Source organism: Lacinutrix sp. Hel_I_90 (genome assembly GCF_000934685.1).
Taxonomy (GTDB): Bacteria; Bacteroidota; Bacteroidia; order Flavobacteriales; family Flavobacteriaceae; genus Lacinutrix.
In genome coordinates this window covers 845902-868591 of the sequence record NZ_JYNQ01000001.1, presented here as the reverse complement: position 1 = coordinate 868591, position 22690 = coordinate 845902, and the positions used below count along the sequence as shown (strand labels likewise).

Below are 22690 nucleotides of genomic sequence, written 5' to 3'. Positions count from 1 at the left end.
ATTGATTTTTACGCTGATAATTGATATACCATATTAGGTGTTTTATAGTCTAAAGATAAATGTAATCTTATTTCGTTGTATAAATTAATTGCATTTTTTGCAGCTCTCTTTGCGTGAGCCACATTATCAAAGGTTTGGTCTAGGTAGAATTCATCTTTTAAGATCCCATTTACACGTTCTGCCATTGCATTTTCGTAGCAGTGATTTTCTTCAGTCATACTAATGCCTATCTTATTTCTTTTCAATATCTGTGTGTATACATTACTACAATACTGTATTCCTCTATCGGAATGATGTATGAGTCCATTAATACTTCGACTGCGCTCTGTACAGGTGTTTTTAGCCTGATATATGGCCTTATTAAGCGCTCTTACGCATCCTTTAAGTTCTAGGCTATCACTTAGGTCATAACCAACTATTTTTCTAGAGTACATATCTGTTATTAATGCTAGATAACAAAATCCTTTTACGGTTCTAATGTATGTGATATCAGATGCCCAAACTTGATTAGGTCTATTAATTTCTATATCTTTTATAATGTTTTTATACTTGTAAAAACGATGATAAGAGTTGGTTGTTCTAGCACTGGTTTTCTTTCTAAGTGTAAGCATATTGTGCTTTCTAAGGATATTAAATAGGGTGTCTCTGCCCACTTTGATTTTGGCTTTAGTAAACTCATCATCCAATGAAATTTTAAGTTTGCGCACGCCTTCTCTAGGAAGGGATTTACGTTTTTTACTGACTATATTTATAATCTGTTGTTCAAGTTTTAAACGCTTATCAGCTCTAGATTTGTATTTATAATACGCATCACGTTTAAGTCCAAAACAAAGAGTTATAGTCGTTAAAGAAGTAAATCCCTTAGATTTCTCTTTAGCTTTAATTAAGGCTTTATACTTATCTTTTTTTTTAACTCATTGACAGATTTATAGCCTAGGTCTTCAGCTGCTACTTCTAGGTAGGAGTCCAATACCATAGTGTCAAGATCCTTTTTAAGAAGTAGTTTTTTTAGTTGTTCTATTTCTTTTTGAAGTGCTTTAATTCTAGATATTTCGTCTTTAGTTTCCACTTTTACTCTGGTGTTCATTAAGTCTTTACGATTATACTTTTTAATCCACTCATTGACCGTTGTGGGAGCAATTGAGTAGAGTTTACAAAGTTCGCTCTTTGTGTGTTTTCCGATTGTAAGTTCGGCTAAAATTTTTAATTTGAAAGGTTCACTGTAACGTCTAATTACTTTGTCATTTTTGTACATAATGTTTAAAATTATGTAGCCTTTATTCAGGACGGGTCAGCATTGTTTACAACGTGTTTGTGTATGCTTAGTTGCGTGTTTCAGCAACTAATTTAGTAAACAAAAACGAACGCGAGAAAATTCCGAAGGAATTTTCCAAATAAGCACTTACCAAAGCAATTAATTATACACGGCTTAAGTTTACAATTCAATAAATTAGTTACAAAATCAGAAAGAACAAAAGAGAGAATTAAGGTTAATATATACGGTGAAGCTTTTGACTTCGACAACACTGATAATCCTCTCTCTTTTCTACTTTTATCACGTTCAGTTCTGTGAGACACTAGATCTCGTTTTCAAGTTGTTGTGAGTATAGTAGGCTGTTCTTTCATAAATCAGTTCTTATGAATAAATATAAAGAAACTTTTGGAATTGACATTAGTAAAGATGTCTTTGATTGTTATGGTAGTAAAGTTGGTCACTTACAGTTTAAAAACAATGCGGCAGGATTTAAGAAATTTCTTAAGGTATTACCTAAGGATAGTTTAGTGGTGATGGAAGCCACAGGTTACTACCATTGCCTGCTTGCTCAGTTTCTTTACAAAAAAGGAGTTACGGTGTCTGTAGTAAATCCGTTATCGGTAAAACGATTTATACAGATGAGACTCGCCAAAGTGAAAACCGATAGAAGTGATGCCAAAGCGATTTGTGAGTATGGTCAAATCAATGAAGTGCCCCTTTACAATGCCTTAACAGATGTTCAAAGTGAATGTTTGCAACTCTTTAGACTACTGGATAGTTATATAAAGAAGCGTACAGCGACAAAGAACAAGCTCCATGGCGAAGAAGTTCTTGGTATGCCATCAAAGCATGTCTATAGTTCATTAAAAAGAAATCTTAAGCATTTGGAAAAAGAGATTGCAGGAATCGATCAGAAACTGCTAAGCCTTGTAAAGGCAGACCAGCAAAGTCAATTAACTTTATTAACTAGTATTCCAGGAATTGGTCTAAAGACAGCCCTTTTTCTAATAGTAATTACGGATGGTTTTCAGAAGTTTGAGAATGCTTCTCAATTATGCAGTTATGCTGGGATTACACCAACCATAAGAGAGTCCGGCAGTAGTGTGAGAGGTCGCAGTAGGATTAGTAAAGTTGGAAATAGGAAGCTTCGGAATTTATTATTTTTATGTGCATTTAATGCCTGTAAGTGTAACAAAGCTTGCAGAGCGCTTTACGAGCGTATAGTGAACAAAGGGAAAAGCAAAAAACTGGCATTGATTGCTGTAGCCAACAAGTTGCTAAAACAAGCGTTTGCAATAGCTAAATCTGGCAGACCATACGATGAAACTTATGTTTCAGTAATATAGTTTTTGAATTAAAAACCGAGTGAAAAATAAGCGTAGTGGATCAATTAAATGAATCTCTAAGCCTAAACTAATAATGTCTAAAATTAATGAAGAAAAGTGTTGTTTTTTAACTCAGTTCTTTGTTACCTGCTGTTGTTTTTATTAATCTGTTATCAAATCTTCTGGGTAATAGCCGTATAGCATATAAACTTTACCTTTCTCAATTCTAAAATATGGTTCTTTGTAAATATCCTCTAATTTTCTATAGGAATTATAACCTGGGATGGTTATTGGTTCAGCCATTTCAACTTTATGCGGTTGCTTATCACTTTTTCTTTCTGTTAAATCATATTCCTCAAAAATTGGTGATGCCCATTTTCCGTTCTTCATTTTATAAACTGGATGATATTGATACTTTTGATGAATTAAACTGTCACAATATTTTCCAACAAATAAAAGAACATTTTGAAATTCATCATATTTCACTTTTGAAAAATGATCATAAGAAACAAAATTTATATTCTCAGCATTTAAATTATTGGTAAATTTCTCTAAGATTTTATATTTAGATTGAGATTTTGAATCTATCGAAACTGTGTTACAATAGTTTGGTTGGCTTGCAGGACTAACATCTAGTTTTTCTCCAATAAAAATATATAGTTCTGGATTAGTTTCATTACAAGGAATATATTCTACACAAGGTGTCGGTTCTAAAATTACATTAATTGAATCTTGTTGAGAAATAAGTTTAGATACTTTATGAGTTTGTGAAATATATCTATCTCTTGAAAAAACCAAACTGTCATTTAAATCTGCATTAATTGTAAAACTCCCATTACCATCTGAAAAGCATATTAAGTTTTTGTTTTTCCACATTTTTTGATATAAAGAATCAGGGAAATATTCTGGTAATTTCCTTAGAGTATCGTTCAACACAATCATTACGTGACCTCGATTTTCAGAAGTTTTAGCAATTCCTGTTAAATCCACTTTTTGCGAGTAGGTAATTTGAAAACAAAGTATTAAAATTAAGATAAGTGAGTTTTTCATTCGGTTTTTTTGGTAATTGCAGGTAACGGTCTAGTGTATGATTTCGTTGCGTGTTTAAGCACTAAAGTTAGCAAATAAATCACAGATAGAAAGTCCGCGAGGACTTTCGTAAGTAGGCTATAACTAGCAATGAATTATACACATTGTTAGCTACTGTGCTTTTTACGTATTATGGTTAATTTTTACTATCAATTTTCTATTCGGACAAATAATGTAAAAGTCGATATTTCCAACATAAACAGTTCCATCGCTAAAGTCGTGCATATAATATTCATATGCGTAATAATTTCCTTTTTCATTGAGTAAGTCCTCTAATTCGAATTTCAATTCGTCAAGTTCGCTGTGAGCAAAGTCTAAAAACTTTTGCTCTTCTTTATTCAATGGTGTTTTTTTCCAAAATTCCGTTTCCCATTTGTTTCTAAAATCAGAGTTTGGGTAGTTTGTAAAAAAATCAGCGTTTGGTTTTTTAAAATAATTGGCTGTTTTATCATCAATTTCATAAATCCAAATTGAGTATCCATCACCATTAAAATCTCTTTTCGATTCATATTCGTAAATCGATTCTCCAAAATTAAATTCAAAGCCAGTTAATTCAGTATTGTAGCCTTTTTCCTGTACTTTTTCAATTGGTTTCCAGACAAGGTCAGAACCTGGTAATATTCTCCAGAAAAATCCTGGGATTAAAATCAAAATCAGAAGTATTGCTGAAAGTCGATATAGTTTCCGTTTGTTTTTATTCCTAATCGACTTATATATTTTAAATCCGATTATTGGATATGAAATCAAAAAGATTAAGGTTAAAAACAGAAATAATAATATCATCTATGAAGTTTGTTTCAGCATTGTAGCTAACGTTGTTGTGTATGGTTAGTTGCGTGGTTAAGCAACTAATATAGTAAACAAATACGAACCCGAGAAAATTCCGTAGGAATTTTCCAAATAAGCACTTGTCAAAGCAATTAATTATACACGGTGTTATATAGAAACTTCATTAGGTTGCTTCCAATTTCATTGAATCCCTTTATTTATAGGCTTTTATGTGTTTTTATTAAAGTAAATTAATACAGCTAAATGCATCAAAATGCTTGTTTTGTTGTACCTATTGTTGTACCTTAGTACTCGGTTGCACCGCTTTGCATACCTTTAAAGCCAGTACTTTATGTCTTCAATAAAACTAATTTTAAGAAATAACAAAGTAGATAAAGCAGGAGAAGCACCTCTTTATTTAAGAGTTATCAAAGACCGCAAAACTAAATTCATTTCGTTAAGCCTAAAACTAAAGCCAAATGAATGGGATGAAGATAAGCAAAAAGTAAAGAAGAATCATAGTAATTCTACAAGGTTAAACGCTTACATATCTCAAAAGGTTGCGGATGCAAAAGGCGAAATTGCAGACCTTGAAAGAAGAAACCAATCCACAACTGCAAGAAAACTAAAAGAGGCCATTAAGGGTAAACCCTTAACGAACTTTTTTGACTACTCAGATAGCCTTTGTGAAAAGCGTAAAGATACTTTAGCCTATTCAACGTATAAGAATTACAAAACCTATTTAAAGAAATTTGAAAAGTTTGTAGGGCATCGTGAATTAATGTTTGAAGACATTACAGTTACCACCTTAAAAGATTTCGCATCTTATTGCAGTTCTACATTAGGTAATAATAATACAACCATAAATTTCTCTTTAAAAATTATGAAGATAATGTTTAAGGAAGCTCAGAAAGAAGATTTAATACCTTTAGACTTATTTCCTTTCAATAAGTTTACTGTAAAAAAAGATAAGAGCACAAAACGATATTTATCTGCTGAACAATTTCAGGACTTTATAAATTTAGAAGTTTCTAATAAAGACAAAGCACAAGTAATAAAAGATATGTTTATATTTTCAGTTTTTGCAGGTGGTCTAAGATTTGGGGATATGTTAGAACTTAAATGGAAAAATTACGATAAGAAAAGTGGAAGAATAACGAAAATTATCAGAAAAACAAATAGACAGCATAGTGTTAGAATAGGTCAAAAAGCAGTTGAGATATTAGAGAAGTACCGGCAAAAAGACCAGAAGCAAGAAGATATAATTTTCCCTTTTGCAAATATTGATAAAAACTATTTTACAGATAAAGAGCATAGAAATTTAATAACAGGTAGAGCAATAGCATTAAGCAATATGTATTTAAGAAAAATGGGGACACGTTTAGAATTACCTTTCAATTTAAGCTTTCATATTAGCAGACATACATTTGCTACCAGGGCATTAAATAATGGTATGAGAATAGAACACGTATCTAAACTAATGGACCATTCAGATATAGGTATTACTCAAGTCTATGCAAAAATAATAAGTAGTGAGTTAGATAATGCAGTCGATAAATACATCAATTAACTATAATGCTAAATAAACCAATTAACAACATCGTTAAAGAGCATTTTACTAAAATAAGAAATGCTGCAAAACAAAAGGCTAAAATAGATTTTAAACTTAATGTGCTTGAAAAAATTGAAGGATTAGATAACTATCAAAAGTTAGTGTTTTGTGCTAGAGAAGAAGATAGAATAGATAATCTAATAGAAAAAGACCCACATCCTTACTATATTAAAAATACTGATAGTTGGCTACTTTCCCAATTTGCTGCACGTCATTTTTTACTGAATGTAGATGAAACTGAAGAATTTATTCAATCAGTATATTTAGGTGATTATGATAAGTTGATTCATAATAAAATTAAAGTTCTAGGAGAAAAGATACCAAAAGTTACTTACGAAGACTTTTTAAAAGGTGTAAGATGCAAGTATTTTGAAAATTTTGATTCACAATTCAATATAGAAGAAAAAGACTATTACCAAATTGCTGATTGGCAAATGAAGACACTTTTGGATATTGTTGAATATGACACAACTAATATTATAAGAGCGTATCAAAAACATTGTGAAACTTTAGAAAATCCACTTGAATTTATTGAAAATGAATTAGCTATAATTGAGGAAGAATTATCTGAAAATCTAAATGATTCAAGAGTTTTAAAACAAATACTATCAAAACTCTATCTGTACAGAGACTTTGATTTCAGAACTTATGATGATAAATTGTTGTTAGTTAATTTTCCATTGTTTTACAATGATGACAATAATTTAAAAAAATTAAATCCTGTAACACTAAAAGAGCCTTTGCACAAAATGGCTTCTAATAATAAAAGTCTTATTGGTAACGAATATACTATTTTTTACACTTTAGATTTTTTACAGAAATGGATGCAAAAAATTATGAAAGGTCAGTCGTTAGGCACATCTTTCAGATTTATTGACACAGATAAAGAGTTGCAAAAAGCTATTCAAGAAGCAGAGGAAGAAAACCAAGAAATTATAGATGCTATAAATGACTATTGTTTTAATAATGAAGCCAAATCAGATAAACAAATTAAGAAATATTTGAGGGATAAGTTTCAAGAGCAAATAGATGCATACAACAAAGTGCAAGATGATAGAGTGTTTTTCCTTCTTCGTGATGAAAACAAAGAACTTCAAAAAGCAAATGTAAAATTCAATTATATAATAAATGATAAGTTAGAAGAAGTCATAAAGGAAATTAAAACAGCTTATAAAATCCAAAATACAAGTTGGGAGATTACGTTTATTTTTCAAGAACTATTCGACAGTCGGACTATGTATTTTAAAAACGATTCTGGTTCTCATATCATTATTCAATCGTTAATGAATAAAATGGTAGTAGATAAAGAATTATACAATGAGTTACAAGATTCAATGGATACGTTTTTTAAAAGATTCCATCGTGATTCTGTACCCTTAGATATACACTTCATAAATCATAGACAAACATATATTAGAGTGTTTGAGAAATGTATGTCTAGGTTTCAGGAGATATTAGATAATGCAGAACCAAGTAATAAAGTATTGTATATTCAATCAAGATTAAAAGAATTAAAACATCGTGAATTAGAGTTTAGAGCTTTAATTGAAAGACGTGATAATTTTAAAGGTAAAGAGGATAAATATCCAAAACTATTTAAAGACTTTTTATCCATAGAAGCCGAATTTATTAAGGAAACCGCCATCATTGCACCCTTAAACTATTTGCCTACAAACTCTAAAATATTACTTGATAAACCAAAGATTGAAAAATTTGAAGATTTATTATCAATCGAAAAACAAGAATATATACTTAGAATGTTAGAGGATTTAGCAATAACAGTCGATGGTAATTCTGTATTAACCCCAAAAAAGATAGGTGCTATTAGAGGTGTTGTAGAAGCTTTGAGAGAAAAGAAAATTATATCTCATATAGGACTTCATAAACTTTGTGTAATATTTGCCGAAAAAATAAATGCAACAATGAAATCAGAATTGGATGCCTCTAATACATCAGAAGATTATAAAAAGAGTGCAATAGAGTATATAAAAAACAATCCACTACACTAATTTTCGTTAAACATAAGGGTTTTATAAGGGGGTAACAAGGTTACCCTTTTTAGACCCTGTGTCATTTCTCAGATTTGTTGGAGTAATCTAAAAAATATTTCAGCAAATGGAAGCAATTATTTTATCAAAAAACCAGTACAACGAACTTCTAAAGAAAATTGATGAAGTTAAAATCTCATTAGATGAGAAACAAAAAAATCCTAAAGATGTTTTTGTAGACAATCAAGAGTTTTTACAGTTAATGAATATTAGCAAACGCACAGCACAAACTTGGAGAGATGAAGGCGTAGTATCTTTTTCGCAAATAGGCTCAAAAATATACTATCGTATGAGCGATGTAGAAAAACTACTTGAAAAAAACTACAACAAAGCATTCAAAAAAGTAAAAGGTTAATTGTTGTATGATACTATTAAAATAGTAAAGTATTTAGACAAGTTACCTGTAGAAGCCCTTACCAGAGTTCGAGATACATTTATATGGAAAAACTGTCTATGGAAACCACGTTTTAATAATTTTAACGAGGTGGTTTGTTATACTGCCGATTTAAAAAACCTAAAACTTAGGTTAAGGGGAGATGAATTAACCATTACAAACAGTTTGCAAAAGTTTTATATGGGTAATAACTATGAACCATTTACGTATTTACAAGCTGTTGAAGCAGTAAATACCTTAAATACTTGTTTTGGAAATGTATTGCTAGATGCCGAAGTTAAACGTTTAGCAATAGGTACAGTAATTTATGACGTGCCTGAAAACACGTTTCAAAAGTGGCAAGAATACAAAACAATCCAGCCTCAATTTATGTGTAATGGTACTAAAGTTTACGGTGTACATTTTAAAGCTACCAATTACAAAATAAAAGGCTACGATAAAACCTATCAAGTCAAACAAGAAGCAAGAATCGATATTACAAAAAATGTTATACGTTTTGAAATTGAAGCCAATTCAAGATTTATCAATCAAGGAAAAGATAGTGTAGGTATTTATAAGCTATCAGATTTAACCGATTTTTCTAAATTTCAGAAATTAGGGAATCAATTGTTATCTGTATATGGTAAAATCAAAAAAAGAAAACACATAGCTTTTGAAAGTTTAACGCCTGAGCAAATTAAATTAATGGCTACTTATGGAAGTCCTTTTTGGGTAAATGGCTTAAAAAAATACCACAAGCATACACATAAAAAAGAGCGTCAAGCATATTTAAAACTTTTAATAAAACTCAATGATTCTGAAAATGAAAACAATATTTATGAGAAACTTAAAACACAAGTAAATTTCTGTCTAAATAACTGAGTTTTTACAACTTGTAATATACCCTAAAAAAGGGGTAAAAAGTAATTACTGAAATCCTTATTATTAAGTCAGATTATTATTATATTTTTAACATTTTAAAATAGCAGTCTACATACCAATGACCAAAGAGCAACAAATAGAAAATGAATTAATTAGCAGGTTAAGCGATTTAAAATACATTTATCGACCAGATATTCGTGATAAAAATACATTAGAACAAAACTTCAGAGAAAAGTTTGAGAAATTAAACAGAGTAAACTTAACAGATTCAGAGTTTAAAAAACTTAGAGAAGAAATTGTAAATCCTGATGTTTTCAAAGCTTCAAATTATTTAAGAAACACTAATACATTTTCAAGAGAAGATGGGACACCTCTACATTACACACTTGTAAATATTAAAGATTGGTGTAAAAATGACTTTGAAGTTATTAATCAACTTAGAATAAATACAGATAATAGCAACCATCGGTATGATGTTATTTTATTGATAAATGGTGTTCCTGTTGTTCAAATAGAGTTAAAAACTTTGCAGATTAGCCCTAATAGAGCAATGCAACAAATAGTTGAGTATAAAAGTGACCCAGGTAATGGATATACCAACTCATTGATGTGTTTTATGCAACTATTTATAGTTAGTAATAAATCAAGAACGTTTTATTTTGCTAATAACAACCATCAACATTTTGCTTTTAATGCAGATGAACAATTCTTGCCTGTGTACGAATTAGCAAGTGAAGACAATAAAAAAATTAGTCATTTAGACGACTTTGCCGATAAGTTTTTAAAGAAGTGTACGCTTGGTCAAATGATAAGTCGCTATATGGTATTGGTAGCTAGTGAGCAAAAAATGTTAGTAATGCGACCTTACCAAATCTATGCAGTTAAAGCTATAGTAGATTGCATAGACCAAAATAGAGGTAACGGTTATATATGGCATACTACAGGTAGTGGTAAAACGTTAACATCTTTTAAAGCATCAACGTTATTAAAAGAAAATCCAAACATTGAAAAATGTTTATTTGTAGTTGATAGAAAAGATTTAGATAGGCAAACACGAGAGGAATTTAATAAGTTTCAGGAAGGTAGTGTTGAAGAAAATACTAATACAGAAACTTTAGTAAGAAGAATGCTATCAACTGATTATGCGGACAAAGTAATTGTAACAACCATTCAAAAATTAGGTTTAGCACTAAATCAGAATAGTAAACGTAACGTAAAACAAAGGGAAGAAAACAAAGAAACTTATTACGATAGGTTAGCACCTTTAAAAGATAAAAGAGTAGTGTTTATTTTCGATGAATGTCACCGTTCACAATTTGGAGACAATCACGATGCTATTAAAGAGTTTTTTCCAAAAGCACAATTGTTTGGCTTTACAGGAACACCAATTTTTGAAGACAATGCGACGTATAAAACAATTGAAGGTAACGAAGCTTCTTATAAAACTACCACGGATGTTTTTCAACAAGAACTACACTCATATACCATTACTCACGCTATAGAAGATAAAAATGTTTTACGTTTTCACATCGATTATTTCAAGCCTGATGGTGTTGTAAGTATTGGTAGCGATTTACATAAATTGGCAGTAGCAAATGCCATTATCAACAAACACGATAAAGCAACTAACGATAGAAGGTTCAATAGTGTTTTGGCAACTGCTTCAATTAATGATGCAATTCAATATTACGAAGTAATTAAAGAGTTACAAGCTGAATTAATTGCTGAAAACGAAGACTACAAACCGTTAAATATTGCTTGTGTATTCTCACCACCTGCCGAAGGCAATAAGGATATTAAACAATTACAAGAAGATTTAGAGCAAGAAAAGAAAGATAACGAGGTAGAACCAAATAAAAAGAAAGAAGCGTTAATTGCAATCATTTCAGATTATAACAAACAATACGATACAAATCATACCATAACAGAGTTCGATTTGTATTATCAAGATGTTCAGCAACGTATTAAAGACCAAAAGTATTCAAATAAAGACTATCCACATTCTAATAAAATTGATGTAATGATAGTAGTAGATATGCTTTTAACAGGTTTCGATTCTAAATACCTAAACACGCTTTACGTAGATAAAAATTTAAAATATCACGGTTTAATACAAGCCTTTTCACGTACCAATCGTGTAATCAATGATACCAAACCTTATGGTAATATTTTAGACTTTAGGCATCAAGAAGAAGCTGTAGATAAGGCAATGATATTATTCTCTGGAGAAAAAGTAGACAACCCTAAAGAAATTTGGTTAGTAGATGCAGCACCTAAAGTTATTGATAAATACCAAAAAGCAGTAGGTAACTTAAAAGAATTTATGCAATCCAAAGGTCTAGACTGTACACCTTCAGAAGTTACAAATTTAAGAGGAGACGAAGCAAGAGCGGAGTTTATCAATACTTTTAAAGAGGTACAACGTTTAAAAACACAATTAGACCAATATACAGACTTAGAAGAACAACAAACAGAAGTTATTGAAGACTTGTTGCCAATAGATGATTTACGTTCTTTTAAATCGGTGTATTTAGACACAGCAAAACGTTTAAAAGCACAACAAGATAAAGGTGGTGATAATGTACCACCAGAAGTTGAGCAATTGGATTTTGAGTTTGTACTGTTCTCTTCTGCTATCATAGATTACGATTATATCATTGGTTTAATTGCAAAATATACGCAAGACAAACCATCTAAACATAAAATGACACGAGGGCAATTAATTAACCTTTTAAGCTCTAGTGCTAATTTAATTGAGGAACGTGATGATATTATAGAGTACATTAATACGCTAGAAGTAGGTAACGGTTTAACCGAAAAACAAATACGAGAAGGGTATCAAAAATATAAAGATGAAAAGGCTGAAAAAGTTTTAAGAGCCATTTCTGAAAAGCACGGTATAACTACTCAAAGCTTAAAAAGCTTTATTGCTGAGATTATGAACCGTATGCTGTTTGATGGCGAAAAGTTAACCGACTTATTAGCACCTTTAGAATTAGGTTGGAAAGACCGTAGAATTAAAGAATTGGCTCTTATGGAAGACCTAGTGCCATTACTTAACAAATTAGCCCAAGGGCGTGAAATAGCAGGTTTAAACGCTTATGAATAGAAAAGAACAAGTATTACCAGAGATTCGTTTTCCTGAGTTTGAAAATGAGGATAAATGGGAAATTACAACCATCGGTCAAATGGGCACTTTTTATTATGGCAAAAGTGCACCAAAATGGTCTTTATCCAAGGATGCGCCAACACTATGCGTCAGGTATGGTGAGCTTTACACTAAATTTGGAACAATAATTAAAGAAGTATATTCTAGGACTAATATTGACCCAAAAACTTTAAGATTTAGCAAAGGTGGTGAAATTCTAGTGCCTCGTGTAGGAGAAGACCCTTTCGCATTTTCAAATTGTTCGTATTTACCTTTTGCAAACATAGCAATTGGTGAAATGATAAGTGTATATGAAACTGAACAGGATTCTATTTTTTATGCATATTATTTCAATACTTTAAGTAGTCAATTTGCTAAAGTTGTTGAAGGTCAAAATGTGAAAAATTTATATTATGTTAATCTTGAGCCAATAAAAATAGGTAAGCCAAACTCGATAAAGGAACAAAAAAAAATAGCTAGTTGCTTATCATCCCTAGATGAGGTGATTAATGCAGAAACAGAAAAGCTAGAGTTCCTAAGGGAGCATAAAAAAGGTTTATTGCAACAGCTATTTCCAAAAGAAGGAGAAACACAACCCAAATACCGCTTCCCAGAGTTTAAAAATGAAGGAGATTGGCAAGAAACAACATTAGATGCTATTGCAGATTATGCAAATGGTAAAGCTCACGAAAAGGAAATTTCTAAAACGGGAAAATATAAAGTAGTTAACTCTAAATTCATTTCAACAGAAGGAAAAGTTGTAAAATTTAGTGATTCTGTAAATTTAGAGACCAAAATAGGAGATACTTTAATGGTACTAAGCGATATACCAAATGGTAAAGCATTAGCAAAATGTTTTTATGTTGATAAAGATGATACATACACAGTAAATCAACGTATTTGCAAAATAACAACAACAGGTATAAATAACGTTTTTCTCTTTTATCAACTCAATAGAAATAAATACTTTTTACGCTTTGACGATGGTGCTAAACAAACAAATTTAAGAAAAGATGACGTGTTAAATTGTCCAATTTTAAAGCCTACAAACCCAAAAGAACAAGTTAAAATCGCAAATACACTTGTTTCTGCTAATGATTTAATAATAGAACAGAAACAAAAAATAGATAGCTTACAAACTCATAAAAAAGGCTTGTTGCAGCAATTATTTCCTAATATAAATGAAGTTGCGGTATGAGTAAAAAGTTTGAAAAAAACATAAGCGATATTGCCAATCAATTAGTTGGTCTAGAAAAAAATGTAAACCTCATTTATGCTTTTAATGGTACAGGTAAAACAAGGTTATCTGTTGCTTACAAAGATGTAACTAAAACCAATAATGGTGGCAATCATTCAGGTGTATATTATAATGCCTATAGTGAAGATTTATTTAATTGGGATAATGACGAAGATAATAGCGGTGCAGATATAAAGCTTAAAATTGCAAAAAGTAATCTAAATCAATTTCACCCTTTATTAGATGAAATTAACCTACAAGATAAATTAGCATCATATCAACCTAAATTCGATTATAGGTTTGAGTACTTTGAAGATTTAAATGATGGTATCAAATACATTAGGTTTTACAACAAAAAAGAAGATGAGGTTAAAGAAGAAGAAGTTGTAGAACAACCTGAAGACGAAGAACAAAAACCAGAAAAGAAAAAAGAAGAAAAAGAAATACCAATTAAAATTTCAAGAGGTGAAGAACAAATATTCGTTTGGTCATTCTTTTTAGCCTTATTTGAAGTAGAAGGTTGGACTGGCGATGATAACCAATCGACTCACTTTTTTATAGACGACCCTGTTTCCAGTCTTGACGACCATAATATTTTTGTAACAGTATCATCATTAATAGACTTAATTGACCAACATTTCAAAAAAAGAAAAATAATAATTACAACCCATCATATTGGTTTCTTTTCTGTATTGGCAGATTGGTTAACAAGAGGTGAAAAAGCATCACGATACCAACAGCAAGTTGATATTTATAAACTAAAAAACAATAACGGTACTATTGAATTAGTTGGCCCAAGAAAAGAAGTCTTTTTATACCATTTAGAATTATTAAGAGTAATAAAAGAAGCTAAAGATAAAGACGAAATATATGTATATCATTTTGCCTTGTTAAGGCAAATATTAGAAAATATAAGTTCTTTTCTAGGGGTCAGAAACTTTTCTCACGTTTTAAAAGAAGTTGGTTTTTCAGATGCAGAAAAACAAGCTCAAATAGTAAATATTATGGCTCACAATTCAGTTTTCAGATATAAACTTATAGAGCCTGTACCAGATAACAAAAAGCTAATAATAGAAATATTTGACGCTATACAAAAAAAATATAAATTCGTTTTACACGCATAAAATGACAGCACAACAAAAACAATTAGGTAAAACCCTTTGGGATATAGCAGATAATTTAAGAGGAGCAATGAATGCAGATTCCTTTCGCGATTATATGCTTTCATTTCTTTTTTTAAATTATCTATCCGATAATTATGAAACCTCAGTAAAGAAAGAATTAGGTTCAGATTATCCCAAACTAGAGGAAGAAGATAATCGTACACCATTATCCGTTTGGTATCAAGAAAATCCAGAGTTCATTAAAGACTTTGAAAAACAAATGCGTAGAAAAGTGCATTATGTAATTGAGCCAGATTATTTATGGAAAAGTATTGCAGAGTTAGCACGTACACAAGACAGCGAACTATTAATAACCTTACAAAATGGGTTTAAGTACATAGAAAACGAATCATTTGATAATTCTTTTAAAGGCTTATTCTCAGAAATAAATTTAGATTCAGAAAAGCTTGGTAAAAATTATGAAGCTCGTAATAAAAAGCTATGTACCATTATTCAAAAAATTGCTGAGGGTATAGAAGGGTTCGATACAGATACCGATAGTTTGGGTGATGCTTATGAGTATTTAATAGGTCAGTTTGCAGCAGGTTCAGGTAAAAAAGCAGGAGAATTTTATACACCACAACAATTATCCACCATTCTTTCTGAAATTGTAACTTTAGATAGTCAAAACCCAAAAGCAGGTAAAAAGAAAAAAATCAATAGAGTATTAGATTTTGCTTGTGGTTCAGGGTCATTGTTATTAAATGTAAAGAATAAAATAGAAAAAGAAGGCGGTACATTAAGTAGAATATATGGCCAAGAAAAAAATGTAACGACATATAACTTAGCACGTATGAATATGCTCTTGCACGGTGTTAAGGATTCTGAATTTGAAATATTTCACGGTGATACGTTAAAAAATGATTGGGATGTTTTAAATGAAATGAATCCAGCTAAAAAAGTAGAGTTCGATGCTATTGTAGCGAATCCACCTTTTAGTTTACGATGGACACCTAGTGAAACCACAGCAGAAGATTTTCGTTTTAAAAATTATGGTTTAGCACCTAAATCAGCGGCAGATTTTGCATTCTTATTACACGGCTTCCATTTTTTAAGTGATGAGGGAACAATGGCTATAATACTGCCTCACGGAGTTTTATTTAGAGGTGGTGCAGAACAACGTATTCGTACTAAACTATTGAAAGATGGTAATGTAGATACAGTTATTGGATTGCCATCAAATTTATTCTTTTCAACAGGTATTCCTGTGTGTATTTTAGTATTGAAAAAATGTAAAAAAGAAGACGATGTATTGTTTATTAACGCAAGTGGTGATGGGAATTTTGCAAAAGAAAAACGTCAAAACGTTTTACGTAAAAAAGATATAAAGCGTATAGTTGATACATATCAAAACAGACCAGAAATTGAAGAAAGATATGCGCGTAGCGTATCAATGGAAGAAATCGAGAAAAACGATTTTAATCTTAATATTTCTAGATACGTAAGTACAGCTAAACCAGAACCAATCATCAACTTAAAAGAAGTGAATACTAAAATAGTTGATGTAGAAAAAAGAATAAAAGCAAGTAGAGAAGAACATAATGCTTATTTAAAAGAATTAGGTTTAGATACTATTTAAGTTGTAAAATAAATACAGTTAATGTCATAAAATTAACTTAAAAGTGAAATATATTTGTAAATTAACTTATAAGTGAATAACTTTGCACGCATAAAACCATTGTTTAAATATAATAAAGTAGCATATTACTCTGTTGTATTAAACGATAATAAAGAGACCTTGTACGAAGAGTTTGTTAAAAAGCACGAGCTTAAAAACAAAAACAAACTATACCATATTTTAAAATGGTTACAAGTAATTGGGAAAAAGTATGGAGCACAAAATCGTTTTTTCAGAAATGAAGCTTTTACCGCAGATACTTCAGCATTACCACCTGTGGGCAAAGACAAAAAACCGTATTATATTGAAAATGGTAAAAAGAAAAACAACACTTTAAGATTGTATTGTCTACGAGCCAGTGAGGGCGTAGTCTTTTTGTTTAGTGGCGATATTAAAACGGCAAACAAAGCTCAAGACTGTCCAAATGTGATACCACATTTCCTATTGGCTAATCAACTTACAAAAGCAATTGATGAAGCATTTAAAAATAAAGATATAATTTGGAATGAAGATTGTACTTTAATTGAATGTGATAACAACTTTAAACTCTATTATTAATTATGGAATTTCCTAAAAACAACATATTAGACAATTGGTTAGAAACTAATCAAAATACTGAAATAGACAGATTCATTGAAAGAAATTTGGCTATAACAGAAAAGGTATGCGCTGTTTTAAAAGAGCGTGGTATCAAGAAAAAACAATTTGCAGAAATGTTAGGTAAATCACCTTCTGAAGTGTCTAAATGGTTATCTGGTCTGCATAACCTTACTTTAAAGAGTATTACCAAGATGGAAGAGGTTTTAGATATTAACCTTATTAATATTGACCCTATTAAAGAAATAGAATACGTTTATTTAGGCTCTATTCCAGGAGGTAGTATGGAAGATGCAATCAATGGTTATGAAGAAACAAATTATAGCGCAGCAAGTTAATGAGTAATGAAGTTAAAATAGACCCAGAAAAAATACACCTATTTCACATCAACATAGTGGAAAGCTCTATTAAAGACGTATCTCATAAAGGAGAAAACAACTTTAAAATAAATATTGCACAAACCACAATGCATAATTTAAAAGATGAAAGGGTTAAAATAGGGTTGTTTATAGATTTGATACACGATGAAGCATCTTCTAATGCTAAAGCACATTTTGTTTTTGATTTTCATTTTAGAATTGATGGATTAAATCAATATTATAAACTTAAAGAAGATAATTCACCAATATTTACAGGTGTTCTCATAGCAACGCTTTTAGGTGTTAGTTTTTCTACTGCAAGAGGTATAATTTTTGAAAGATTATCCAATACCAATATGCAAGGTATGATTCTACCTGTTGTAGCACCTCAAAAAATGTTATCACTACAAAAGAAAGTGGACTCTAAATAGTGAAAGATTGTGAAGAGTAGTTTGATTAACTTATTATTTGAAGAATACAAGCAAATTTGTTTGTTTGAAGAATTAGAACAGAAAGGTATCGATTTAACTAAAATTACAGTTAATGTATCTGATATAGTTTTTGATTTAATTGGCTTTCCAAAAGATAATACACGGGAGTATGATTTTAATGTACTTAATGGTTTAGAATATAATTCTAAAAACGGAAAATACCCAGATGATGATTTATGTTGCAGAGATTGGCTTTATGACGAGCACTTTGATACAATATCATCTATTGAAAAAAAACAAAAAATTGAGGTAACAGACAAGGGTTTAAAAATGGTAGAGTATGATGATGAAATTTTGATTAAAAAGAAATTAGAAGCATTTGTTGATTGGCTATATTTAGAATATTCAAAAATATAGATGTCTTAATAAATCAATAAATGATAATATATTGGACACAAAACTTATTACTCGTTTATCATATGAACATATCTTTAATGATAACGAATCTATTCAAAACTTAATAAAAAAGGCAGATGTTCTTAAATCATTAGAATTATTAGCTTTACTAAATAAGTACGAATATAAAATACATCGCAATCCAAATTCAGAGGTACGTTTCATTGTTCAAGAATGGTTAAAAGATGTTGATGAATCGATTAAAAAGAAAATTGTAGTATCATTTTTAAAGTTTTCGGAAAAAAATAAAAAAGGTATTGTAAATAATACTGATTTTACTTCCGTATCTATTATAAATCGCATTTCTACATTGCGCTTGTTAGAGATATTTTCATCAAATAGTCCTAACGATATTGTTATAAAAGATGAAAAGGATAATGCACTAATAGTATTCAAATTATATCTACTTGTTAGCGATGAAATATCTAAAAGGCAAGATAAAGTTTTTCGCAAGTACTTCGTTAATAAAAGAACGTCCATTGATGAGATTCATTTTCATTTATTTTTTGGGTTAACACACCCAATTATTAACTCATCACAATCTAAATGGTTAACACCAGAAATTTTTAAATTCTTACTATTTGAAAAATGGTTAAGAACTATGCCACATTACTATTCGATGTCGGAAGATTATTTAAAACAAATTGGTTTAAATAGTTGGTATGAATACTTTAGCGATGTATTTAGTTTAAGTAGAATTAACACGGAATCTCACCGGCTATCAATAAAAGACTATCCTGTTTTAAGTAAAATGTTAAATTATTTTACTTCAAAAAATGATTTTAGTCCGCAATGGTCGGAATTTTTAAACTTAAAGAAGCGGCCTATAATAAAGCTGAATGAAAATGATTATTTGATTTTAGATTTTGAATTTTTATTAAATAAGTTTTTTACAAGTTTATATCACGATTTACTTAATCATAGCAAATCAAAATTTGGTAATAAATTTAGTCAAGATTACAATAGTCTATTTATTGAAGATGTGTTGTTGCATAATACTTTCAAGTGTGCTTTTGGTAATTCTTATATTAAACACTCAGAAATAGAAATTAAGCAACACAATGTTAAAGGGATTCAAAGTTTAGGTTTGCCAGATTACTATATTAGGAATGGTAATAAAGTTTTTTTATTTGAATGTAAAAACTCGTTTATATCTCACGCTAATAAAATTGACCTGAACACTGAAGCGTTGTTAGAGGAAATTGAAACCAAATTTTATAGGATTTCTGAAAGTGAATCAAATAAAAAGAAAGATAAAGCAATTAAACAATTGGTAAAATACATTTTAAATTTACATCAAAATAAATATGCTTTTTTTGATAATATAAAAAACACAAATAATATTGTTTTTTACCCTATACTATTGGTTACCGATTACACTTTATGTTCTTTAGGTTTTAATAAATTATTAAATACTTATTTTGAAAAAGAGATTGAAAGTATAAATCATCAGCTTAAAGGCAAAATTAAATCGCTTACAATTATTCATATTGATGATTTTTTATTTCATAGAGATAGACTTAAAAAACTTGATGGTATAATAATTAAATATCACAATTATCTAAAAAATAAAAATGGTTTTGATGCAATGATTTCATTCACAGATTATTTAGATAATATACTTTTTGATGGTAATCCACCTTTGAAAAAAAAATCAGTTGAACATATTTTAGAAAATTCATTATTGCCTTCAGAATAAAGTCCCCACAACACAAAACCCAGTTTTATCGTACCTCAAAATCCTCTGTCTTTTGTGTTGTTCCGCGCGCCACCGCATAGTTGGTTTTATGTCACAATAGTTGTGTCCAATGCTATAATGGCACATTGCTTTTTTTATTTAAAAGCATCTATTTTAATAAATTAGTACAATAAAAAAGCAAAGAGCCATTGCCAACGCTCTAAACAACTATTCCGCCACAAAACCAACCCAAAGCTAAGTTACATAATAGAAGTTATAGGAGCAAAAATCCTTTCAATGGTTGCCTACGGCGTTTTATTATATTTTTGTCGCTATAACTGCTATTATGTAAAATATCCGCTCATCCAACGCTCACTTCCGAACTATTAACCACATTTTGAACAGGAATTAAAAAGTCGAACATTTAAATGGTTACGTTAATTGAAAGTAATATTAGTTATCTCATTCACCTGCACAAAACCATCGTTAAGTCCAAGTATTCCTTACCTCAAGTCTTTGTTTGTTTCATTTCGCTAAAAAATATTAAAGACCACTTTTCCCCACCACCCAAGAAATAGGATATAAAAAAATAGGTTTAGCATATGTAGTACTACGCCATAGCACATTACTTTTTATCGTACCTCAAAAAAGCAATAAGCTATTGTCTAAAAGTCCTGTATAAGTAGCTTGTTTAAATGCTGTTTTATCAAACAACTATTTAAAACGCTACCCATACAAACGCTTCATCCCACGCTCAAATACGAACTGAAACCTATTTTTTTAAGTGTTAATTCCCCAGAAAAGTTATATTTAGGGTATGAAAAAAATGATTGAAGATTTATTTGATTTATTCTTTCCTCACGATATTGATGATAACGGTAATAAAATTGAAAATCCAGAAGGCGATGATTCTTATTCTACAAAGGTCTTCACAATTATTATGATTATTATAATAGTAATATTAACAGGTATAGTATTAAAATAAAAAAAGGTAGCAAATATATGTGGCTACCTCTGCCAGCCGCACAAGGCAGTAAAGGTCAAGCCCTACGGGTTTTGAATAAAACTTTTTTCACAATATTTCTTCTATTTCATTAAACATTTTAACTCAAAAAACTTTTATCCAAAAACCTTGACAGCCTTACCCACGCCACAATAACTATGGCTATCTTTTTTTCTTTTCAAAAAAAATAATGGTGCGAAGCGTAGCGAAGCAATTTTAAATTGGATAGCTATGTCAACTTTTGAACTAAAAACACACAAATCTGGTCGCACTTACTCGAACCCTCATTTTTTCATCCTAAACAAAGGTCTAAACAGCGGAAAACCGCTCGCAAATCCTTGTCCCAATTGTTTTGTTGTAACCACAAAAACCGAAGAAGCAAAAAACACATTATTCCACCTGTCTATGATGTTGCAAATAGGCGGTTTTTACGCTTATTATTTAAAAGGTAGTGTTATTCCGTTTATCTCAATAGATGATTGCAGAAACACGCTTAAAAAAGGTTTAAAGCAAAATAAAAATTCGGGTTTTGAACTTCAAAAACAAATTAATTTAGTTTCTGTTATCAGTAAAAAAGAAAAAGAACTACAAAATTTCATTGATAAAATGTCAGTTTTAAAGGTGGCATATATTCGTAATTGTTTCAAAGTAATGCAAAGCAAAGAAGCCTAACGCAAAAGCATCATACAAGCCTAAAACAGTAACAAAATGGCATAATATTAGTTATATTAGTAACGAAAATAAGGTTTAAAAGCAATGTCAAATCCGTACCAAGTCCGAACGTGTAATTTTTAAATTGTTTTTATATTATGGGTAAAATAGCTCAAGGAATTTTAGGAGGCTTATCTGGAAAGGTAGGTAACATTGTAGGTGGTAGCTGGAAAGGTATCGACTACATTAGAATTAAGCCATCTAGCGTGGCGAATCCTCGAACAGAGGGACAAGTAAATCAGCGTAATAAATTTACCATTACATTGGAGTATTTGCAAGCGACTAAAGATTTTATCAAAATCGGTTATAAGTCATTTGCGACCAAGAAAACGGAATTTAATGCTGCTATGTCTTATGTGTTAAATAATGCAGTAGGAGGTATTGCACCCAACTTTACGATTGATTATTCTTTAGCTTTATTGAGTAGAGGTCCTTTGTCTGGCATTTTGAATCCTACAACCGATTTAACAACCGCAGGACAAGTAAGTTTTGATTGGGATGATAACTCGGCAGAAGGTAACGCAAATGTAACAGACAAGGCGATGGTATTGGTTTACAATCCAAGCAAAAAAGAATCAATTTCTATTCTTGATGGTGCTGATAGAACTGTAGGTTCGCAAGTGGTTACAATACCAAATACCTATGCAGGAGACACAGTAGAGCTATTTATGGCGTTTGTTTCGGCTGATGGTACACAAGTATCAAATAGTGTGTATTTAGGCTCTGGTACGGCAGCTTAATAACTTTAAGTTTAAATACATATTGAAAACCGTTTCTATTAATTTAGAAGCGGTTTTTTTATGCTTATAGATCACTTATTTATAAGGTTGAAAATGTTATACCTATGTTGTACCTATTTTAATAATATTTATTCAAAGTCAATAGATACAATACATACAGAAGTATATTAATATAACACGGTGTTACCCATCGTTTT

21 protein-coding genes are annotated in these 22690 nt (G+C 30.4%); 17 read left to right on the top strand and 4 right to left on the bottom strand.

Annotation, left to right across the window (positions count from 1 at the left end; genetic code table 11):
• Positions 1–8: 8 nt before the first annotated feature.
• Positions 9–884, bottom strand: a complete 876-nt coding sequence (locus GQ46_RS03755; protein ID WP_052503394.1) for an IS3 family transposase — start codon at positions 882–884, stop codon at positions 9–11.
• A complete protein-coding gene (locus GQ46_RS03750) occupies positions 884–1255 on the bottom strand; it encodes a transposase (protein WP_044398512.1) in 372 nt (123 codons plus the stop codon). The genes GQ46_RS03755 and GQ46_RS03750 overlap by 1 nt, the downstream gene beginning before the upstream one ends.
• 383 nt (positions 1256–1638) lie before the next feature.
• Between GQ46_RS03750 and GQ46_RS03745 the strand changes: the two genes are divergently transcribed.
• Positions 1639–2601 carry an IS110 family transposase gene (locus GQ46_RS03745; RefSeq protein WP_044398510.1) on the top strand — a complete coding sequence of 321 codons (963 nt, stop codon included), beginning with the start codon at positions 1639–1641 and terminating at the stop codon, positions 2599–2601.
• Positions 2602–2742: 141 nt separating this feature from the next.
• Here the strand turns inward: GQ46_RS03745 and GQ46_RS03740 are convergent, their stop codons facing one another.
• Together GQ46_RS03740 and GQ46_RS03735 are read right to left on the bottom strand one after the other, a co-directional pair.
• Positions 2743–3630 carry a hypothetical protein gene (locus GQ46_RS03740; protein WP_156133091.1) on the bottom strand — a complete coding sequence of 296 codons (888 nt, stop codon included), beginning with the start codon at positions 3628–3630 and terminating at the stop codon, positions 2743–2745.
• Between the two features lie 162 nt (positions 3631–3792).
• Positions 3793–4320, bottom strand: a complete 528-nt coding sequence (locus tag GQ46_RS03735; protein ID WP_044398506.1) for a hypothetical protein — start codon at positions 4318–4320, stop codon at positions 3793–3795.
• Between the two features lie 469 nt (positions 4321–4789).
• Here GQ46_RS03735 and GQ46_RS03730 point away from each other — a divergent pair, with 469 nt between their 5' ends.
• From GQ46_RS03730 to GQ46_RS03660, 16 genes are all read left to right on the top strand, one after another.
• On the top strand, positions 4790–6007 hold the full coding sequence (locus GQ46_RS03730; protein WP_044398505.1) for a site-specific integrase: 1218 nt from the start codon (positions 4790–4792) through the stop codon (positions 6005–6007).
• Positions 6008–6012: 5 nt separating this feature from the next.
• A complete protein-coding gene (locus tag GQ46_RS03725; protein WP_044398504.1) occupies positions 6013–8058 on the top strand; it encodes a hypothetical protein in 2046 nt (681 codons plus the stop codon).
• 106 nt (positions 8059–8164) lie between these two features.
• Positions 8165–8452, top strand: a complete 288-nt coding sequence (locus GQ46_RS03720; RefSeq protein ID WP_044398503.1) for a helix-turn-helix domain-containing protein — start codon at positions 8165–8167, stop codon at positions 8450–8452.
• 3 nt (positions 8453–8455) lie between these two features.
• A complete protein-coding gene (locus GQ46_RS03715; protein ID WP_156133090.1) occupies positions 8456–9352 on the top strand; it encodes a hypothetical protein in 897 nt (298 codons plus the stop codon).
• Positions 9353–9470: 118 nt separating this feature from the next.
• The gene (locus GQ46_RS03710; RefSeq protein WP_044398501.1) at positions 9471–12461 is read left to right on the top strand and encodes a type I restriction endonuclease subunit R; all 2991 of its coding nucleotides are present in this window, start codon (positions 9471–9473) and stop codon (positions 12459–12461) included.
• Complete coding sequence (locus GQ46_RS17360; RefSeq protein WP_044398499.1) at positions 12454–13698, top strand: restriction endonuclease subunit S; 1245 nt, start codon at positions 12454–12456, stop codon at positions 13696–13698. Before GQ46_RS03710 ends, GQ46_RS17360 begins: the two co-directional genes overlap by 8 nt.
• A complete protein-coding gene (locus GQ46_RS03700; protein WP_044398497.1) occupies positions 13695–14861 on the top strand; it encodes an AAA family ATPase in 1167 nt (388 codons plus the stop codon). The genes GQ46_RS17360 and GQ46_RS03700 overlap by 4 nt, the downstream gene beginning before the upstream one ends.
• 1 nt (position 14862) lies before the next feature.
• On the top strand, positions 14863–16479 hold the full coding sequence (locus GQ46_RS03695; RefSeq protein ID WP_044398495.1) for a type I restriction-modification system subunit M: 1617 nt from the start codon (positions 14863–14865) through the stop codon (positions 16477–16479).
• Positions 16480–16578: 99 nt separating this feature from the next.
• Entirely contained in the window at positions 16579–17076 is a 498-nt protein-coding gene (locus tag GQ46_RS03690) for a hypothetical protein (RefSeq protein ID WP_156133089.1), read from the top strand.
• 2 nt (positions 17077–17078) lie between these two features.
• Complete coding sequence (locus GQ46_RS03685; protein WP_052503393.1) at positions 17079–17453, top strand: helix-turn-helix transcriptional regulator; 375 nt, start codon at positions 17079–17081, stop codon at positions 17451–17453.
• On the top strand, positions 17453–17905 hold the full coding sequence (locus GQ46_RS03680; protein WP_044398493.1) for a hypothetical protein: 453 nt from the start codon (positions 17453–17455) through the stop codon (positions 17903–17905). Before GQ46_RS03685 ends, GQ46_RS03680 begins: the two co-directional genes overlap by 1 nt.
• A 9-nt stretch (positions 17906–17914) precedes the next feature.
• Positions 17915–18322 carry a hypothetical protein gene (locus GQ46_RS03675; protein WP_156133088.1) on the top strand — a complete coding sequence of 136 codons (408 nt, stop codon included), beginning with the start codon at positions 17915–17917 and terminating at the stop codon, positions 18320–18322.
• 31 nt (positions 18323–18353) lie between these two features.
• Entirely contained in the window at positions 18354–20060 is a 1707-nt protein-coding gene (locus GQ46_RS03670) for a hypothetical protein (protein WP_044398490.1), read from the top strand.
• 805 nt (positions 20061–20865) lie between these two features.
• The gene (locus GQ46_RS17540) at positions 20866–21024 is read left to right on the top strand and encodes a hypothetical protein (protein WP_156133087.1); all 159 of its coding nucleotides are present in this window, start codon (positions 20866–20868) and stop codon (positions 21022–21024) included.
• Between the two features lie 249 nt (positions 21025–21273).
• Positions 21274–21714 (top strand): hypothetical protein, encoded by a 441-nt coding sequence (locus tag GQ46_RS03665; protein ID WP_044398488.1) that lies wholly within the window; start codon positions 21274–21276, stop codon positions 21712–21714.
• Positions 21715–21851: 137 nt separating this feature from the next.
• Positions 21852–22493: a DUF6266 family protein gene (locus GQ46_RS03660; protein ID WP_044398485.1), complete on the top strand. Its 642-nt coding sequence runs from the start codon at positions 21852–21854 to the stop codon at positions 22491–22493.
• The last annotated feature ends 197 nt before the right edge of the window (positions 22494–22690 follow it).

What these genes read in the sequence shown, in the direction of transcription:
- GQ46_RS03750 (WP_044398512.1), bottom strand. Translation starts at nt 1,255, where the DNA reads ATGTACAAAAATGACAAAGTAATTAGACGTTACAGTGAACCTTTCAAA.
- GQ46_RS03745 (WP_044398510.1), top strand. Translation starts at nt 1,639, where the DNA reads ATGAATAAATATAAAGAAACTTTTGGAATTGACATTAGTAAAGATGTC.
- GQ46_RS03740 (WP_156133091.1), bottom strand. Translation starts at nt 3,630, where the DNA reads ATGAAAAACTCACTTATCTTAATTTTAATACTTTGTTTTCAAATTACC.
- GQ46_RS03730 (WP_044398505.1), top strand. Translation starts at nt 4,790, where the DNA reads ATGTCTTCAATAAAACTAATTTTAAGAAATAACAAAGTAGATAAAGCA.
- GQ46_RS03725 (WP_044398504.1), top strand. Translation starts at nt 6,013, where the DNA reads ATGCTAAATAAACCAATTAACAACATCGTTAAAGAGCATTTTACTAAA.
- GQ46_RS03720 (WP_044398503.1), top strand. Translation starts at nt 8,165, where the DNA reads ATGGAAGCAATTATTTTATCAAAAAACCAGTACAACGAACTTCTAAAG.
- GQ46_RS03710 (WP_044398501.1), top strand. Translation starts at nt 9,471, where the DNA reads ATGACCAAAGAGCAACAAATAGAAAATGAATTAATTAGCAGGTTAAGC.
- GQ46_RS17360 (WP_044398499.1), top strand. Translation starts at nt 12,454, where the DNA reads ATGAATAGAAAAGAACAAGTATTACCAGAGATTCGTTTTCCTGAGTTT.
- GQ46_RS03700 (WP_044398497.1), top strand. Translation starts at nt 13,695, where the DNA reads ATGAGTAAAAAGTTTGAAAAAAACATAAGCGATATTGCCAATCAATTA.
- GQ46_RS03695 (WP_044398495.1), top strand. Translation starts at nt 14,863, where the DNA reads ATGACAGCACAACAAAAACAATTAGGTAAAACCCTTTGGGATATAGCA.
- GQ46_RS03685 (WP_052503393.1), top strand. Translation starts at nt 17,079, where the DNA reads ATGGAATTTCCTAAAAACAACATATTAGACAATTGGTTAGAAACTAAT.
- GQ46_RS03680 (WP_044398493.1), top strand. Translation starts at nt 17,453, where the DNA reads ATGAGTAATGAAGTTAAAATAGACCCAGAAAAAATACACCTATTTCAC.
- GQ46_RS17540 (WP_156133087.1), top strand. Translation starts at nt 20,866, where the DNA reads ATGATTGAAGATTTATTTGATTTATTCTTTCCTCACGATATTGATGAT.
- GQ46_RS03665 (WP_044398488.1), top strand. Translation starts at nt 21,274, where the DNA reads ATGTCAACTTTTGAACTAAAAACACACAAATCTGGTCGCACTTACTCG.
- GQ46_RS03660 (WP_044398485.1), top strand. Translation starts at nt 21,852, where the DNA reads ATGGGTAAAATAGCTCAAGGAATTTTAGGAGGCTTATCTGGAAAGGTA.